The following is a 17,050-nucleotide window of genomic DNA, read 5'->3' as shown; positions in this document are numbered from 1 at the left end:
GGTGTAGGGAACGGGGGCCCCGGTCGGGGCCACGCCTGTATAGCCCGGGCGTCTGCCGGGATCCAGCACCGGCCCCGCGCCGTACAGAGACAGGATGGCGCGCCGCGCCCGCCCCTCATGCTTCCCCTGTTTCGCTCCCCCCTTTTTCGCGAGGACGACGATGGCCCTGTGTTCCCTGTTCAAACGTCGCCGAAGACGCATCGAGGAGCCGCCCTACACGGTCGAGGAGACCCTGGACGAGGCCACCGAGATTCGGCGCTACGCCCCGCGGCTCGCCGCCGAAGCGCGGCTGCCCGGCGGCGACGATCCGCTGACGCGCGGGCGCGCCTTTCGCGTGCTGTTCGATTACATCGCCGGCAACAACAGCACGGACACCCGCGTCGCGATGACCGCGCCGGTGGAAAGCCGTGATGGCGGCGCCGGTGGTGGGGCCGGCGGTCGTGGGCGCGACGGGGCCCGCATCCCCATGACCGTGCCGGTCCAGTCGGCCAACGACGGGACGGGGTACGCCATGCGGTTCTTCCTGCCGGCCGGTTTCACGTCCGAGACCGCGCCGCAACCGCGCGACGGGCGCGTGCGCGTGGTCGAGATCCCCGAAACCCTGATGGCCGTGCGGCGGTTCACGGGGCTGCGCGGGGGGATCATGGTGGCCCGGCAGGCGGCCATCCTGCGCAAGGCGCTCGGCGGCTCGGTGTGGCGGGCCGCGGGTGACCCCGTGGCGTGGTTCTATGACCCGCCCTCGACGCTGCCGTTTCTGCGGCGCAACGAGGTCGCGGTGCCGGTGGCCCGGGCGGCGGACTGACCGGGCGCGCGGGCGGCGAGGCGCCGCCCGCCGCCGGGTGCGCTACGCCTTGCCGGCCACGTACCGGCCGAGGGCGCGGTCCGTGACCATGATGTGGCCGGTCAGCCAGTCCGTCAGGAACGGAATCAGCGTGTCCGCCAGATCGTGGTCGCCGTCCAGGAACCGGGTCTGCAGGTCCTCGGCGGCTTCGGTCAGTTCCGTGTGCTGCACCTTGTGCGCCAGCGCATCGGGATAGCCGTGCGCCTCCATGATGCGTTCTTCGTTGCGGAAGTGATACACGGTGTAATTGATGAGTTCTTCCAGGAATCCGCCCACAACGTCTGCGTCCTGGCCGCTGCTGACCGCGGCATCCAGGTCGTTGACGAGGTCGATCAGCTTCTTGTGTTCCTCGTCGATGGGGCCATAGCCAACACTCAAGTCGTCCGACCACTCCAGTCCAGCCATGATGACGTCCTGCCCTCCAAAGGTGTAACCCTGGCCGTTCTCCAGGGCCGGTCGAATGCGTCCATCCCCAGAATAGGGGGACGGTCTTGCAACTGTCATCAGTCATGCGCGCATGCGCGGTCCGAATTCGCCCGCGGAGGCCACCGACCGGCGATCAGGGTGCCATCTTTCCAGAAAGGCGATTGGGCGGCCCCGACGGGGTGTCGGGGAAGCGGGCAGGGTGCGCGCCCAATCCGGGAGGGCCGGGGTGCCGGCCGTATCTCAGGCGGTTCGGCGTCGGCCTGGACGCGCCCTCGTGGTGGCCGTCGCCGCCCCCGAGTCGCACGGCGGGAGGCCCGCACGCGGGCGTGTCCCGGGTGCGCCTCAGTACTGCCGCAGCAGCCCCACCAGACGGCCCTGCACCCGCACCCGGTCGGCCGGCAGCACCTGGGTGCGATAGCGCGCGTTGGCCGGTTCCAGCGCGATGGACTGGCCCTTGCGGCGCAGGCGCTTGAGGGTGGCCTCTTCGTTGTCCACCAGGGCGACCACGATGGTGCCCGAGTCCGCGCTGTCGCAGGACCGGATCAGCACGGTGTCGCCGTCCAGGATGCCGGCCTCGATCATCGAATCGCCTTCGATGGTCAGGGCGTAGTGATCGCCGGTCCCGAGCAGGCCGGCGGGAACCTCGACCCGGGTCGTGGCGTCCGACAGCGCCGCGATCGGGGTGCCGGCGGCGATCTTGCCCAGCAGCGGCACCTGCACCGCCTCCACGGTTTCCGACACGCTGGCCCCGTGCAGATGGCCGGCGCTGAAATCCCCCTGGATGACGCGGGGCGTGAAACTGCCGCCCGCGCCGCCGTCCGCGCCGGGCTCCGGCCGTCCGTTCCGGTCCGCCCCGGCCGGGTCCGGGGTGGCCGCCGCCCCCTCGCCGGGCCGGCGCAGGATTTCCAGCGCGCGGGCGCGGTGCGGCAGCCGGCGGATGAAGCCGCGTTCCTCCAGCGCCGAAATCAGGCGGTGGATGCCGGACTTGGATTTGAGCCCCAGGGCCTCCTTCATCTCCTCGAAACTGGGGGCGACGCCAGTGGCGCTCAGCCGCTCATCCAGGAACACAAGGAGTTCATGCTGCTTGCGGGTCAACATCGGACGGCGGTCCTTCTGGCGGCGGAGGGGAGGCTCCCGGTTGCGATCCGGGGCCGGGCAGGAACCGGACCGCCCGGCCACGCGGGGGCAGGGGACAGGGGGCGGGGTGTCTGGCCCGGCGCGGCGCCGGAGTCAAGGACGAACAAAGGCGGTACACTCGGTTTTGTTCTACTTTGGTTCCGCTGCCCGGTCAACCCCCGGAGCACGGGTGTCAGGGCGGCGGGCTCAGGTTAACGGAATCGCTCTTCCAGGCTTTTGCAGGGAGTCGGAGACCAGCGCTCAAGGTCCTTCAGCCGCTTCGCGGCTTCAGGATGACATCCTATAGTTTTATACCAGCGGCGGGTGAGTGTGACTCACCCGCCGAGCGGCACCGGCCCGCTCCCCCACCCGGCCACCCCCATCCTTTTCCTTGGGGATACTCTCGTGGGTGTCCGGGTGGGGGAGAGGGCCGGCCACGGACTTCAACGGTCATCATCAGATGCCGTTGGTATTAGTGCGTCATCCCGAGTGAGCGAAGCGAGACGAGGGATCTCGAGAGGCCCGCTCCGACAGCTCGGAACAGGCCGTCATGTTAACCTGAACCCGTTGCCCTGCGCGGGTCTGGCGCGCGCCCCGGCCCCGAGACGTGGCCCGGACGGGGCGGCGACTCTGGTCTTGACTTTCCGACGGCTCCGCCGCATTTTCCCGTCTCCCTCGGCGGCGGGCCGTATCCGCGCCCCCGCCCCCGGGAACCGGCGGGGCCGTAGCTCAGTTGGGAGAGCGCAGCAATCGCACTGCTGAGGTCAGGGGTTCGATTCCCCTCGGCTCCACCATTCCCCGCCCCTCGCCGATCCAGTGTCTCATGACCTGCTGTCCCCGTCGGGGCGGTCCGGGATCTCCACCCGCTTGCCCCGTGGGATCAGCCGCTCCGGGTCGTACATGGGCAGCGCGCAGAGCTCGGCCGGGCGCGCGTGGCTGTCGGTACAGGCCACGTCCAGGCCGTCGCCCGGCCCGGGACCCGGCGCATCCAGCCGCACAATGGCGACCCCGCAACGCTGATACGGGGACCACGCCGTCGAGCACACGCGGCCCATCGCCGCCGCCGTCCCTCGCCGGCGCAGTCCGCGCCCCAGGCGGGCGATGCCGTCCGGCACCCGCAGGCCCCAGGTGCGGGCGCGTCGGTCGGCGTCCCGCAACGCCGTCTTGCCGATGAAGTCCGGCTTGTCCAGGTCCACCATCCCGCCGAGCCCGGCCGCGAACGGCGTCACGGTCTCGTCGAAATCCGAGCCCGCGTTGAGCAGCCCGGCCTCGATCCGGCGGGCGCCGCCGATGGCCACGGGCCGCAGGTCGAACGGCCGGCCGGCCTCCAGGATCCGGTCCCCGATGGCCTGCGCGTCAAGGTGGGGCTCAAGATAGATCTCCCAGCCCAGTTCGTTGGTGAACCCGGTCCGCGTGACCACGACATCCTGGTCGGCGATCCGCACCCGCGCGACATCGAAATAGCGGAACGGGTCGGGATAGGCGCCGCCCACCGCGGCCTCCAGCACCCGCAGCGCGTCCGGCCCCTGCACCTGGCTGACCCAGGTGTCCGGGTCGAACACCGCCACGTCCAAGCCGCGGGCGTGGGCCCGCAGCCATAGCGTCAGGTCGCCGTTCGCCTGTCCGTACCAGAAGCGGTCGGGCGCGAGTCGCACCAGCACGCCGTCCATCAGAAGGCCGCCGTCGTCCTGGCAGGCCAGCTGGTAGCTGCACCGTCCCACCCGGACCCGCGACACGTCGCGCGTGAAGACGCGGTTCAGCAGGCGTTCGGCGTCCGGTCCCCGCACCTCCAGGGGCAGTTCCCCCGTGTGGCGCAGAATGACTCCCCGGCGCACCCGCCAATAGGTGTCGTCGGCCGAGGCGCCGGCCATGCTCATCGCGGTCAGGCGGCGGTTGTAGATCGTGTACCAGGGATCATAGGGCCGTTCCTGGTGGACCAGGGGGTGGGGCGCGAAGGTGTGCGCGAACTCGGTCGGCCGTCGGGCCTCGTCGGCCGGCGCCGGCACCACGGCGAAGAAATCGGGCCACGGGGTCTGTGGGGCGGGATCATCCTGCATGGGGGCGTCCGCGTCATGGGTCCGGGGTGGAGACAGGCCGGGCCTGGGATCCGGACCCGGCCCAGCGGGAACGGACGCACCCCGGATGCCGATCCCGGCCGGTGAGATCTTTTTTTTCTGGGGTTTTGTTGCGGATCCGGACGGGCCGAGGGCGTGCTATCAATGATCGCGGGTTACAGTTTCGTGACAGTCACCGGGGCCACCCGGACAGGCAGGGGGAAACGCATCATGATTATCAAGTCCATCCGCGAGATGATGACCGGCCGCGACCTGGCCAGCACCACGCCGAGCACGACGGTTCGCGAGGCCTGCCGCATCCTGACGGCGCGCAACGTGGGGGCGCTGGCCGTGCTGGACGGCGACCGGCTGGTGGGGATGTTCAGCGAGCGCGACGTGATCCGGAAGTGCATCTGCGGCGACCACCGCACCGACGAGACCACCGTGGCCGACATCATGACGCCGGACCCGCAGGCCATCGACATCGACCGCAGCCTGGCGGATGCCCTGACGATCATGACCAAGGGGGGGTTCCGTCACCTGCCGGTGCTGTCCGGGGGACAGGTCGTCGGCATGATCTCCATCCGCGACGTGCCACTGGAATACCGGCTGATGCACGATCGCTTCAATGAATACCGCACGCCGGCGGCGTGATCCCGCCGCCCGGGTTTGACGAACCGCCACGGGACCCGCGACACTCTCGGGTGGCCGGGGCCGGGCGCTCTCTTCTTCGGGGGGCGTCCCGCCGCCGGTCACCCCCTCCCATAGAAGAGAGCGTCGCCCATGCTGACCCCGTCCCGCCTTCCGCATCGCTCCGATGGTCCGGAGCTTGGCCGCCGCCCCCTGCTGCGCGGTCTGGCCGCGCTGGCCGCTGCCGTGCCTCTGGCCGGTCTGACCCGCCCGGCCGGGGCGCACATCGGGGCGCTGTCCGGGGCACAGGACGAGACCGCGCTGGTCGTGGTGGACGGGCCCCATGGTCCCGGTCCGGGCGCGCCTGTGGCGGGCGACCCCGCGACGGAGGCGCTGCGGCCTCGGCTGGCGGCGCTGATGGACCGGGTCGGGACCGTGGTGCTGGTCGAGACGGGCACGCCCGGGGCCGGCGTCCAGATCATCCGTCTGCGGCCCGGACGGGACGGTCGGTCGCGCGCGGTCGCCTCGCGACTCGTCGCGCCGGAGGCCGGTCCGGGGCTGGCCCGGGTCCTGCGGGACATGGGGGTCAGGGATGTGATCCTCGCGGGGCGGGTCGCCGGGGTCCGCGACGCCTGGACCAGCCGCGATCCGGACGCCGCCGCGCTGCGCGTGACGGTCGCGCCCGACGCCTGTGGACCGGCTACTGACGTCAACGGTCATCGTCAGATGCCGTTGGTATAAGTGCCTTGCGGCCCGGGGCGGGGCGTGATTTAAGCGCGCCCCATCCCGGGGCCGCGCCGCCCCGGCCATTTTTCGCGCCTGACGGACTGCCGCCCCATGAAATTCCTCGACCAGGTCAAGATCTTCGTCAAGAGCGGCGACGGGGGACCGGGCTGCGTCTCGTTCCGGCGCGAGAAGTACGTGGAGTTCGGCGGTCCCGACGGCGGTGACGGCGGACGCGGCGGGGACGTCGTGATCGAGGCCGTGCCCAACCTGAACACGCTCATCGACTTCCGCTACCGTCAGCATTTCAAGGCCCAACGCGGCCTGCACGGCATGGGCGCCAACCGCACCGGCAAAGGCGGCGAATCCATCACCATCAAGGTGCCCGTCGGCACCCAGATCCTGGCCGACGATCAGGAAACGCTGCTGGCGGACCTGACCCGGCCGGGCGAGACCATCATTCTGTGCCGGGGCGGCGACGGCGGCCCGGGCAACGCGCGCTTCAAGTCCTCCACCAACCAGGCGCCGCGCAAGTCGGGCTCGGGCTGGCCGGGCGAGGAACGCTGGATCTGGATGCGCCTGAAGCTGATTGCCGACGTGGGGCTGGTGGGGCTGCCCAACGCCGGCAAGTCCACGTTCCTGGCCACGGTCACCCGGGCGCGGCCGCGCATCGCCGACTATCCGTTCACCACGCTGCATCCCAACCTGGGGGTGGCGACCGTGGATGAGCGCGAGTTCGTGCTCGCCGACATTCCGGGCCTGATCGAGGGCGCGCACGAGGGCGCGGGTCTGGGCACGCGCTTCCTGGGCCATGTGGAGCGCTGCGCCGTGCTGCTGCATCTGGTGGATGGCACCGAGACCGACGGCGTGGACGTGGCCGACGCCTACCGCATCGTGCGCGGCGAGCTGGAGGACTACGGCGCGGGGCTGGCCGACAAACAGGAGCTGGTCGCCCTGAGCAAGGCGGATGCCCTGTCGGCCGAGCTGATCGCCGACCGCAAGGCGGCCCTGGAAGAGGCCTGCGGCAAGCCGGTGGCGGTCATCTCCAGCGCGTCCGGTCAGGGCATGACCGAGGCGCTGCGCCAGCTCTGGCCCGTGGTGGCGGAGCACCGGGCCGCTATGGCCCCGCCGGAGCCGCCGCCGGAGGAAAGCGATCCCGCCATTGACGGCGACCACCCGGTCCCGGCGGGCTGGACGCCCTGACGAGTCAGGAAACGAGTCGCAGGAGTCGGGGACGGTGGCGTTCAGCCGCCACAAGCCCGCCTCCCGAGATCCTTCGGTCGCTCCGCTCCCTCAGGATGACGCACGTTCCACGAATTTCGTCATCCTGAGCACTCGAAGAGTGCGAAGGATCTCGTTATGAGGCACGCCACAAGACACCCCTGTCATTCGGGTTCGGAGCCCTGTATGGGAAGGGAGTCCGATCCGCGTCTCGTGGACCCGGACTCCTGCCCCATCCCAGGGTGACGTCGGAAGGGGGCGCCCCGCGTGGCATCAGGCCCCCTCGCCGCGTCCGCACCTACGCCGGTTCGGCGGTCACCGAGGCGGCCGCATCCAGGGTGGACTTGAGCGCCTCGATCTCGGCGCGGTGGCTGTCGCGCAGCCGCGCCAGATCGAAGCCCGCCAGCGCCTGCAACAGGCGCCAGTGCCGCCGACGCTCCTCGACCAGCGCCACGATGGGCGCCGAGACCGGCAGACGCACCAGCGTGGTGCCCTGCACGTCCCAGGTGAACGGAATCTTGCCCGCCCGCTCCTCGGCCGTCAGGTCGATGTACTCGTGTACCGGCACACCGTCCACGTCGTCGGCCAGCGGCCGCGGCGAGACCTGGCGGCGGAACCGCCCTTCCTGCCGGGCGAAGTCGGCCGGCGTGAGCGGCACCTCCATGGTGTGCGACTCGCCGTCGGCGTCGGTGTAGGTGACGGCGCGGTGGGCCCAGTCCTGATCCGGGTCCGGGTTGCCGTCCAGGCTGAGGCGCTCGGACAGGGACTCGCCGGCTTCCGGGTCGTGGACGAACACGGGGCAGACCCGCGAGCGCACGGCCAGACGGGCGTGCTCGGTGGCCACGGCATCGCCGATGCCCTGCTCGCCCTGGCACGGAGTGTAGATGTCCAGCACCGCCGGCGACGAGGTGTGCGCCAGCGCCGCCAGCACGTTCTTCAGGAAGTGCGCCTGCAGGCCAATGGCCGTCTGCACCACCATCACCCGGGGATGGAACAGGGCGATCAGGGCCAGTTCCTTGCGGCCGTCCTCCTTGCCGGCATGGGCGGCGCCGACGCGGGCGAGATCCGAGTCCTGCGCCGTCAGGCTGGCCGTGGAGGCCTGCCCGCCGGTGTTGGAATAGGCCCCGGTGTTCAGCACCACGGCCTTGATCGGCGTGCGCGTGGCCAGGATGCGCGACAGTGCGCCGAAGCCGATGTCGTAGGTCGCCCCGTCGCCGCCCACGCTGAACACGGTGGGCATGCGCGACCGCTCCGTCGCGGTGAAGTCGGTCCAGCCGAAGTGCCGGAACGCCTGATCGTGCATCGCCGGGTCATAGGCGTCCGCAAGCTCCAGCTCGGCGATGCGCTGGGCCTTGAACTCGGTGGTGGCGTCGGCGGCCGCGCCCTCGAACAGGCCCTTGGCCAGCGCCGGGGTGTCCTGGAACAGGCTGTTGACCCACGGATCCCGGTACTGGGTGAACGGGAACGTGGACGAGTACACGCTGGAACAGCCGGTGGCGTTGGCGACCAGATTGCTCGCCGGGCCGTTGCCGGTGGGGCCGGTTTCCAGGCGGAACAGGGTCTTTTCCAGGGTGGCCATGGTGGCCGTGATGCGGGCGCGCCGGTCGGCGTCGGTGACCGACGCCAGCTTGGCGGTCAGGCCGTCCAGCAGGCCCTCGATCTCCGCGATGCGGGTTTCGGTTTCCTTGCGGTGGCGGGCGTGGCTGGCGGCGACCACCTGACGGATGGCCGTGGCCTCGCCGCAGCCCCGGCAGGCGCCGTGACCGCCGGTGGTGGAATAATAGGTGTCGCGGTCCAGGATCAGGCGCTTGGCCAGGGTCCCGGTGAGGGTCTCGGTGAAGCGCGACGGCGTGTTGGGCAACTGCGACCAGATTTCGAAGCGGTCGCGCAGCGCCGTCAGCACCTCTTCGTCCTGGCTGCGCTGCTCCAGGGCGCCCGGCACACAGACCGTGACGCACTCCAGGCAGCCGCTGCACTTCCACGGGTCCAGGGCGACGGCGTAGAGGCCGCCGCTGCCGGCCTCCTTGCGCTCGAACTGGGTGTAGAACACCGGCGTCTTGGCGACCGGGTAGTCGGCCAGCGCGGCCGTCACCTGGGCCACGGTGTCGGCCAGCCCGGCGTCGGCCGGGATCACAGAAGCGGCGGCTTCGGCGAACGCCTCGTCCAGCGGCTTGTGCCGGTTGCGCACGGCGTTGTAGGCCGCGCGGATGCCGTCGCACAGGGCGTCGCCATAGCCGGCGAGCGCCACCGTCTCGGGTGCGGACGGATCCAGGGTGCCGATGGCGCGGGACAGCAGGTCCTCGATGGCGTGAATCGTGGACGGCATGGCGGCGTCCGGGCACACCAGGGTGCATTCCAGGCAGCCGGTGCACTTGTCGGCATCGAACACCGGCACCTGACGGCGGAACAGGCCCTTGTCCTTCATGGCGCCGCTGCCCGGCGGCATGAACAGGCCGGCGCCCGGCATCACCGGGGCCTCGCCGATGGTGCCGTCGCGGAACGCCGCGCCGATCATGTCGTCAAAGTAGCCCGGGTCGAACAGGGCGCTAGGCGAGCAGCCCGCCTCCAGCCCGCAGGGCATGGCGGACAGGGCGACGGTGCGCAGGTCGCCGTCCTCGTTGGCCGCCTCGGCGTCCAGGAACTCGGGGGCGTCGTAGGGGACCGCCACGGTGGCCGTGGCGCCGTCGCGGATGACGGACATGTTGCCTTCGACCACGGCCTCGCCCTTGCCGCCGAACTTCTTGACGATCTGCGCGCGCACCCGCTCCATCAGGGTCGCCTCGTCGGCACCGTGGCTGACGCGGGCCTCGTGACCGCACAGGGCGCCGATGAAGGCGATGCCCATCATGCGGGTCTCAAGCTCGGCCGAGGGCGCGTGCCGGCGGGCCACGGCGAAGGCGTCCACCACGTGGAAGCGGATCTGCTTGTCGCGGATGTCGCGCCGCGCGACCGGCGGCAGGCCGCGCCAGACCTCCAGTGGGGAAAGGTTGGACTGCATGATGAAGGTGCCGCCGCGGACCAACCCCTTGAGCGGGTTGGTGTGCGAAAAGACCTTGTGGTCCGGCGACAGCACGATCTCGACGTCCTCGATCTCGGCATTGGTGATCTTCACCGGATCGGGGCTGAGGGTGATGTAGAAGTTGGTGGGCGCGCCGCTCTTCTCCGAGCCGTACTTGGGCGCCGACTTGGAGTACAGGCCCAGTACCCCGGACAGGATGTCGGTCAGCAGCTTGCCCGTGGCCACGGTGCCGTAGCCGCCCACCGAGTGGAAGCGGATGCGGAAGGCCTCGTCCGGCAGCAGGTGCGGGTTGGCGCCGGTCTTCAGCGCCATCAGTTCGGTATCCGGATAGGCGGCCTTCAGGCGGGCCTGGGCCTCGGCCAGGCGGGCCGGCGGATTGTCGTAGAAGAACTGGCTGCCGAGATAGACCAGCGGCGCGCGCTCCGCCTGATCCATGGCGTCGAACGCGGCGACCAGATGGCGCGGCTGCAGGTCATGGCCGCCCAGACCGAAGATGGCGGTGGTCAGGCGCGGCGGCTCGGCCACGGCCGGGATCTCCGGGTGGGCGGCGCCGCCCGCGTTCTCGCGCGCCTTGGACAGGGCGCGGGTGACCAGCCCGGTCAGCGCGGTGACGTCGGAGCGCTCCAGCACCGTGACCGCGCGCTTGCCGGCGAGGGCGGCGGCGACCTCGGCCTCCGGGAACGGCTGCAGCAGCTTGACGGAGATGCAGCCCACCTTGCGGCCCTGGCCGCGCAGGTGATCGACCACGGCTTCCACGTCCTGGGTGACGGAGCCCAGCCCGATCAGCACGGTTTCGGCATCGTCGCAGCGGTAGGGCATGATGGGCCCGTAGGACCGGCCCGTCCTCTCGGCGTAGGCGGCCATGGCGGCGCGCGCGAGGCGCGGCACGTCGGCGGCGAAGTGGGTGAAGTGATCCACCGCGCCGGCCTGGAAGTCCGGCTGGTTCTGCACCGGGCCGGTCAGGCCGGGATTGTTGACGTCCACCAGGGCGGGCACGCGCTGGCGGGTGCCCTTCTCCCAGGCGTTCAGCCACAGCCGGCGCCAGCGCCCCTTCAGGTCCTCCGGCAGATGCGCGAGGCTCTCCGCCAGCAGGCTGCCGGTGCTGTCGGTCTCGATGGCCGCGGCGTTGTCCGTCAGGAAGGCTTCAAGGGCGGCGTGGCCCTCGGCGGGGATGGCGTCGCAGTGCCGCTCCAGCCAGGCGGTGAGCTGGTAGACCCGGCCCTTGGCGCCGAACAGCAGCTCCTGGGCCACGGTGGGGCAGGGCATGCGGTCCGCCGGATCGCCCAGGTAGTCCCGCAGCAGGGCGGGTTCGGGCAGGGCGGCCTCGCTCATCATGTGGCTGGTGGCGAAGCCGTCCATGGCGTTGGCGACCGGGATCAGGGAGTCGGCCGCGATCTTGTAGCCGATGGCGGCCAGATCGGCGGCCTCCTGCGGGGTGGACCCGAACAGGATGGTGTAGCCCGACGGCAGCAGCGCATAGACATCGTCATGCCCGGCCATGACGTTGAGCGAGTGGCGCGAGACCACGCGCGCCGCCACCTGCAGCACGAAGCCGCCGACCTTCTTGCCCACCGTCACATAGTGGGACTCCAGGCCGTACAGGATGCCCTGACTGGACGAGGCGTTGGAGATGTACTTGCCGCCGGTCAGCGCCGCGCCGAGCGCGCCCGACTGGGCCGAGTGCTCGCCCTCGGGCTCGAAGAAGAACGGGTGATGACCCCAGACATTGCACCCGCCCTTGGCCCGGAACTCCTCGTACATCTCCGAGATCTCGGTGGACGGCGTGATGGGGTAGCCGATGACCCCGCCGCACACATGGGACATCACGTGGGCCACGGCGCCGTTGCCGTTGATGACGGTGGGAATGCCTGAGAAAGTCGTGCTCATCGCGGTCCGTCCGATCTGGAGTGGAAGCGGGGTTCGTTCGTTTGTGTGCGGTGCGGCGTGGAGACATAGCGTTGCGTGCCAGCGATGGCCACAAAAATATTGTTCCGATTGCCGGTCGTTTTGGCGCGCTTCGCCGTCCGATCCGGGGCGGGTCCGCCCCCCGGTTCGCAGCCGGATCCGCACCGGGATCCCTGTCCTGAGCCGTTTCCCGTCCGCGCCTGCGCCGCCCGGTCGCGCCCGCGTGTTGGCGCGGGATCCGAGGGGGGCGCGGCCCTCCTTCCGGCCCTGTCCTGTGCGCAGGGCCTGAGCACAAGGCTACCGTGATCCGGCCTGCGATCCCAACGGTTTCAAGGCCCCCGCGCCCCTCTGCGGGCAATTTGTTGCGAAAGCGGTTCGGGTGTGGCGTTTCGGCACGGGCCCCCGTGTCGCGTCCCCGTCGCGTCCCGTGTCACTTTGCGGCACAGGCCGCCGGCGCGACAGTCATTTTGACACGCGTTCCGACGCGGCCGCCGATCCGAGTGCCGCGCCGCCGAACAAAACGGCCCCGACGGGCACCGGCACGCATGGCGCGATCCTTGCTAACACCGAACGACATCCGCTGGTCCGCGAAAGGCCGGCCCCGTCGTCCAACATTGCCGCAAGGACCGCCCACCATGCCTCATACCCCGGCCACCCGCCGCTTCCGGACGCCCGCCGCGCCCGCGGGAGACGCGCGGTCCGGCCCGACCGAGAGGACCGGGCCGCCCGACGGCGGCCGCGACAGGGCCGGGTTCGGCGCGGCCGACCCGGACGCGGTCAGCATCATTTCGGTCGATGCCGCCGGCCGCATCCTCGCCTTCGATGCCGCCGCCGAGGCCACGTTCGGCTATCGGCGCGAAGAGGCGCTGGGCCAGCCCATGGGCGAGCTGATCCTGCCGCCCCACCTGCGGGCGGATCACGAGGCCGCGATGGCGCGTCTGCACCGGACCGGCCTGTCCCGGGTGGTGGGCCGGCGGATCGAACTGGAGGCCATGCGGTCGGACGGCGCCCGGTTTCCCTGCGAGGTGACGATCTCATCCGCGCACCCGCCGGAGGGACCGATATACACCGCCCATATCCGCGATCTCAGCAATCGAGTCGCAGCCGAGCAGGCCCTACGCGCGGCGGCGTCCCGACCGGCGGAGACCGGGCAGGACACCGCCAGTCTTCTGGCCCAGATGGGCCATGAAATCCGGGCGCCGCTGAATGGGGTGCTCGGGATCCTGGGCCTGCTGGAGGACAGCCCGCTGGGCCCCATGGAATCCCACTGGGTTCGCACCGGGATGGACTCGGCCACGGCCCTGCTCGACGCCATCAACGACGTGCTGGATCATGCCTGGATCGAGGCCGGGCGGATGACCCTGGAGCCGGAGCCGGTCGGCCTGGGCGGCCTGGTGGAGGGCGTGCTGGACGTCATGCGGCCCCGGGCCGATGTCCGCGGGCTCGCGCTCAGCGCCCACGTGGATGCGGACGTGCCGCGCCGCGTCACCGCCGACGGCGGGCGCATCCGCCAGGTGCTGTTCAACCTGCTGTCCAACGCCATCCGGGTGACGGACCGGGGGACGGTCAGTGTGAGGGTCCGCCTGCTGCCGGCGGATGGATCGACAGGCGCGCCGCCGGTGCCGCAGGACGGCGCGCGCTGGGTCCGCTTCACGGTGGCCGACACCGGCCCCGGCATCCCGGCCGAGCGGCACGCGGACCTGTTCCAGCCGGCCGGGGCGCGTCAGGCCGGGCTCGCCGGACGGCCCGGCGTCACCGGCATGGGCCTGCTGCTCTGCCGCCGGCTGGTGGACCTGATGGGCGGCCGGATCGGTGTCGAGAGCCGCCCGGAGGAGGGCGCGCGGTTCCACGTGGATCTGCCGCTGGCGCCGTCGGTGGCGCTGGGACTGGAGCCCATCGAGACCGCCGGATCGGGGGCCTCCGACGGGGTTCTGTGCGGCGCATCGACGGACCGGCGCGGCAAGAGCATCCGCATCCTGCTGGCCGAGGACAACCAGAGCACCGCCATGGTGGCCAAGACCATGCTGTCCCGCGCCGGGTACCGGGTGGACACCGTGGCCAACGGCGCCGAGGCGGTTCAGGCCATCGGCACCCTGCCGTACGACCTCATCCTGATGGACCTGTCCATGCCCGTCATGGACGGTCTGGAGGCCACCCGCCGCATCCGGGCCCTGGCGGGCCGCCGCAACCGCATCCCGGTGATCGCGATGACCGCGCACAGCCTGGCGGACGCCCGAACCCAGGTCCTGGAGGCCGGCATGAACGACTTTCTGCCCAAACCGAGTTCACGTCATCAGATGATTGCCATGATCCGCCACTGGACCCGCGTGCGATGCTGGGACCGCCTGCACGCGGAGGCGGCCGGTCCCACCGCGTTGCGGCAGCCCGCGCCCCAGACCGTGATGCCGCCGGTGGACGAGGCGACGCCGCGCCTGGACGTGCGCGTTCTGCACGGCCTTGCTCAGGATACGGACGCGGCCGTGCTGCGGGGTCTGTGCGAGGGCTTCGCCGAGGAGGCGTTGAACCGGGTCAACGCCATCTCCGAGGCCGTGGCCCGAGACGATGGCGCGGCGCTGGAACACCACGCCCATGCGTTGTCCAGCAGCGCGGGCACCTTCGGCGCCATGCGGCTGTACCGCATCACCCACGCCATCGAAACCGCCTGCCGCCAGAATGAGGTGGGCAAAGGGATGACGCTGGCGCGCACCCTGCCGCTGGAGGCCGAGCGGGCCCTCGCGGCTCTGCCGGAGGCGGTGGAGTCGGTGCAGCGGGCGATGCGCAGCCATGCCGACCCCCGGCCCGACCCGGACCCCGACCGGGCGGCCTGAGCCCGGGTCTTTGCGGACCGCTCAGGCCGGCACGGGGCGGGGGGCGGCGGCCTCCATCCGGTCCAGGGCCGCGAGAATCACCTCCGGGCCGGCGCCCGGCCGATGCGCGGTCTCGCTCAAGTGGCGGCGCCAGGCGCGCGCGCCGGGCACGCCGTGGAACAGCGGCAGGATGTGGCGCGTGATGGCCTGCAGCGGCACCCCCTCCGCCATGCGCCGCGCGGCGTAGTCCGCCATGGCGCGCGCGACGGCGGTCCGGTCCGGCAGCGGCGCGGCGGCGTCGCCGAAGACCCGCCGGTCGGCCTCGGCCAGGATCCACGGCGTCTCATAGGCCGCGCGGCCGATCATCACGCCGTCCAGAGCATCCGGCCCCTCCAGAAGGGCCGCCGCCGCCTCCAGGTCGCGCACGCCGCCGTTGTAAATGATCGTCAGATGCGGAAACGCGGCCTTGAGCCGACGCACCCGCTCGGGCTGAAGCGGCGGGACCTCGCGGTTCTCGCGCGGGCTCAGGCCGTTCAGCCAGGCCTTGCGGGCATGGACGATGAACACCCGGCAGCCCGCGTCAGACACCGCCGCGACGAAGCGGTGCAAGTGGTCGTCGCTGTCCAGGTGGTCGATGCCGAGCCGGTGCTTGACCGTCACCGGGCGGTCGGTCGCCTCGGCCATGGCGGCGACGCACTCGGCCACCAGCGCCGGTTCGGCCATCAGGCAGGCCCCGAAGCGGCCGCTGGAGACCCGGTCCGATGGACAGCCCACGTTCAGGTTGATCTCGTCGTAGCCCCAGGCGGTCCCCATACGGGCGCAGGCGGCCAGCGCCGCCGGATCGCTGCCGCCCAGTTGCAGGGCAAGGGGGGGCTCCGCCGGATCGTGATCCAGGTGCCGGGCCGCGTCGCCGTGCAGCAGCGCGCCGGTGGTCACCATCTCGGTATACAGCAGAGTGTGACGGCTCAGCAGCCGCAGAAAGTAGCGGTCATGCCGGTCGGTCCAGTCCATCATGGGCGCCACGGACAGCCGGCGCGCACGGTCGATGCCCATGGGGCTCCTTCGTCGGGTTCGGGGTGGCGGGCGACTGACGCCGTCGGCGGCACGGTGGCGCGAGTCCCCAAGGCGCGCAAGGCCAAACGTGTTCTGGTTGACACGCACGCGAAACAGAGTCACTTTACATAGTGAGGACGTGTGTCACCAGTCCAATCCGTATGAGGCGGATCGGGCGACCGCACGCCGATTCGCCGGGAGGCCAGAATGGCCCTATCGACACCGACAGTGGGCTCCGCCATCTCCCCCTCGTCCTCGGTTTCGCGGACGACGGGGATCGCGCGTCCGGGGTCGGTCGGGTCGAGTGGATCCGGCGGCCTCTCGGCCATGACCGAGGCCCTGGTCGGCACCGCCGGCATCCAGGCCCGCACCCCCACCGACCATCAGGATTTCGCCGACTCCCGGGACCGGCAGTCGGACACCGGGCGCGGCGGCGCGATTGCGGCCGATGCGCGGCGGCCGCGCGCGGGAGGGCTCGAGTCGTCCTATGCCGTCACCCCCTTCGTGGTCGATATGGTGGTGAAGTCGGTGGAGGCCAGCGGTCGCGGCGCGGCGGTGTCCTCGGCCGGCGACGCGCTGGAGGCCGCCACGCACGTCTATGACGCGGCGATCCAGACCATCGCCGGGCTGGGCCGGTTCGACGCCCTCGGCCACCGCCTGGACCGGGTGTTCTGATCCCGCCCGACGAAAAGGTTGACCTTTGCGCCGGCGCCGCGAAGCGGCGGAGGCGATGAACCGGACTCGTCCGGTTCATCGCCGATCAGGATGAGTGGGGTCGCGCCCCGCACCGCGCTGCCGCCGGCAGCCCTCCAGGGCAACGGGCTCAGGTGAACATGACGGCCCGGTCCGCGCCGTCAGGGCAGGCCTCTCCGGATCCCTCGTCTCGCCTCGCTCACTCGGGATGACAAACCAAAAGGATAGGGTGTCATCCTGAAGCCGCGAAGCGGCTGAAGGATCTCGAGCGCGGGTCTCCGACCCGCTGAAACGACCTGCAGGAGCGATGCCGTTAACCTGAGGCCGTTGCCCGGGACAGCCCTCCCAGGGCTCCGAATCCAGATGACAGGGGTGTCATGGGTCGTGCCCCATCACGAGATCCTTCGCGCCCTACGGGCGCTCAGGATTGTCTGTTTGATTTGTGGCATTGTGGAGATGCCGGGTTGCGGGGCCCCGGGTGGCCACCCGGGGCCCCGCACCGGATCGTGTGATCGTCTCAGGATGGGGTCTTTGCCCGTTGTCATCGTGATCCGCGATCCGG

11 protein-coding genes and 1 other RNA gene are annotated in these 17,050 nt (G+C 71.1%); 7 read left to right on the top strand and 5 right to left on the bottom strand.

The window, feature by feature from the left end:
• The first annotated feature begins 160 nt into the window (after positions 1–160).
• On the top strand, positions 161–802 hold the full coding sequence (locus GHC57_RS09370; protein WP_153343487.1) for an SOUL family heme-binding protein: 642 nt from the start codon (positions 161–163) through the stop codon (positions 800–802).
• Positions 803–844: 42 nt separating this feature from the next.
• Here the strand turns inward: GHC57_RS09370 and GHC57_RS09365 are convergent, their stop codons facing one another.
• A complete protein-coding gene (locus GHC57_RS09365) occupies positions 845–1,246 on the bottom strand; it encodes a bacteriohemerythrin (protein ID WP_170294792.1) in 402 nt (133 codons plus the stop codon).
• A 363-nt stretch (positions 1,247–1,609) separates the two neighbouring features.
• Positions 1,610–2,365 (bottom strand): transcriptional repressor LexA, encoded by a 756-nt coding sequence (lexA, locus tag GHC57_RS09360; RefSeq protein ID WP_153343483.1) that lies wholly within the window; start codon positions 2,363–2,365, stop codon positions 1,610–1,612.
• Between the two features lie 736 nt (positions 2,366–3,101).
• On the opposite strand from lexA, the gene ssrA reads away from it, so the two are divergent.
• Positions 3,102–3,177: a transfer-messenger RNA gene (gene ssrA, locus GHC57_RS09355) on the top strand.
• Between the two features lie 27 nt (positions 3,178–3,204).
• Here the strand turns inward: ssrA and GHC57_RS09350 are convergent.
• The gene (locus tag GHC57_RS09350; protein WP_153343481.1) at positions 3,205–4,440 is read right to left on the bottom strand and encodes an aminomethyl transferase family protein; all 1,236 of its coding nucleotides are present in this window, start codon (positions 4,438–4,440) and stop codon (positions 3,205–3,207) included.
• 228 nt (positions 4,441–4,668) lie between these two features.
• Between GHC57_RS09350 and GHC57_RS09345 the strand changes: the two genes are divergently transcribed.
• The 3 genes from GHC57_RS09345 to obgE all read left to right on the top strand — a co-directional run bounded on the left by GHC57_RS09345 (position 4,669) and on the right by obgE (position 6,993).
• Positions 4,669–5,091 carry a CBS domain-containing protein gene (locus GHC57_RS09345; RefSeq protein ID WP_153343479.1) on the top strand — a complete coding sequence of 141 codons (423 nt, stop codon included), beginning with the start codon at positions 4,669–4,671 and terminating at the stop codon, positions 5,089–5,091.
• A gap of 129 nt (positions 5,092–5,220) precedes the next feature.
• Positions 5,221–5,808, top strand: a complete 588-nt coding sequence (locus tag GHC57_RS09340) for a hypothetical protein (RefSeq protein WP_153343477.1) — start codon at positions 5,221–5,223, stop codon at positions 5,806–5,808.
• A gap of 96 nt (positions 5,809–5,904) precedes the next feature.
• Positions 5,905–6,993, top strand: coding sequence for a GTPase ObgE (obgE, locus tag GHC57_RS09335; protein ID WP_153343475.1), 1,089 nt, complete (start codon positions 5,905–5,907; stop codon positions 6,991–6,993).
• A 316-nt stretch (positions 6,994–7,309) separates the two neighbouring features.
• On the opposite strand, the gene GHC57_RS09330 is transcribed toward obgE, so the two are convergent.
• Positions 7,310–11,917 carry a 2-oxoacid:acceptor oxidoreductase family protein gene (locus tag GHC57_RS09330; protein WP_153343473.1) on the bottom strand — a complete coding sequence of 1,536 codons (4,608 nt, stop codon included), beginning with the start codon at positions 11,915–11,917 and terminating at the stop codon, positions 7,310–7,312.
• Between the two features lie 653 nt (positions 11,918–12,570).
• On the opposite strand from GHC57_RS09330, the gene GHC57_RS09325 reads away from it, so the two are divergent.
• Positions 12,571–14,763, top strand: a complete 2,193-nt coding sequence (locus GHC57_RS09325; protein WP_170294791.1) for a response regulator — start codon at positions 12,571–12,573, stop codon at positions 14,761–14,763.
• 21 nt (positions 14,764–14,784) lie between these two features.
• Here GHC57_RS09325 and dusA read toward each other — a convergent pair whose 3' ends face one another.
• Positions 14,785–15,795, bottom strand: a complete 1,011-nt coding sequence (gene dusA, locus GHC57_RS09320) for a tRNA dihydrouridine(20/20a) synthase DusA (RefSeq protein WP_153343469.1) — start codon at positions 15,793–15,795, stop codon at positions 14,785–14,787.
• A gap of 327 nt (positions 15,796–16,122) precedes the next feature.
• Between dusA and GHC57_RS09315 the strand changes: the two genes are divergently transcribed.
• Positions 16,123–16,470, top strand: coding sequence for a hypothetical protein (locus GHC57_RS09315; protein ID WP_153343467.1), 348 nt, complete (start codon positions 16,123–16,125; stop codon positions 16,468–16,470).
• Positions 16,471–17,050 lie beyond the last annotated feature (580 nt).

Source organism: Roseospira navarrensis (genome assembly GCF_009601025.1).
GTDB lineage: Bacteria > Pseudomonadota > Alphaproteobacteria > Rhodospirillales > Rhodospirillaceae > Rhodospira > Rhodospira navarrensis.
This window is presented reverse-complemented; position numbering and strand designations above follow the sequence as displayed.

What these genes read in the sequence shown, in the direction of transcription:
- GHC57_RS09370 (WP_153343487.1), top strand. Translation starts at nt 161, where the DNA reads ATGGCCCTGTGTTCCCTGTTCAAACGTCGCCGAAGACGCATCGAGGAG.
- GHC57_RS09365 (WP_170294792.1), bottom strand. Translation starts at nt 1,246, where the DNA reads ATGGCTGGACTGGAGTGGTCGGACGACTTGAGTGTTGGCTATGGCCCC.
- lexA (WP_153343483.1), bottom strand. Translation starts at nt 2,365, where the DNA reads ATGTTGACCCGCAAGCAGCATGAACTCCTTGTGTTCCTGGATGAGCGG.
- GHC57_RS09350 (WP_153343481.1), bottom strand. Translation starts at nt 4,440, where the DNA reads ATGCAGGATGATCCCGCCCCACAGACCCCGTGGCCCGATTTCTTCGCC.
- GHC57_RS09345 (WP_153343479.1), top strand. Translation starts at nt 4,669, where the DNA reads ATGATTATCAAGTCCATCCGCGAGATGATGACCGGCCGCGACCTGGCC.
- GHC57_RS09340 (WP_153343477.1), top strand. Translation starts at nt 5,221, where the DNA reads ATGCTGACCCCGTCCCGCCTTCCGCATCGCTCCGATGGTCCGGAGCTT.
- obgE (WP_153343475.1), top strand. Translation starts at nt 5,905, where the DNA reads ATGAAATTCCTCGACCAGGTCAAGATCTTCGTCAAGAGCGGCGACGGG.
- GHC57_RS09330 (WP_153343473.1), bottom strand. Translation starts at nt 11,917, where the DNA reads ATGAGCACGACTTTCTCAGGCATTCCCACCGTCATCAACGGCAACGGC.
- GHC57_RS09325 (WP_170294791.1), top strand. Translation starts at nt 12,571, where the DNA reads ATGCCTCATACCCCGGCCACCCGCCGCTTCCGGACGCCCGCCGCGCCC.
- dusA (WP_153343469.1), bottom strand. Translation starts at nt 15,795, where the DNA reads ATGGGCATCGACCGTGCGCGCCGGCTGTCCGTGGCGCCCATGATGGAC.
- GHC57_RS09315 (WP_153343467.1), top strand. Translation starts at nt 16,123, where the DNA reads ATGACCGAGGCCCTGGTCGGCACCGCCGGCATCCAGGCCCGCACCCCC.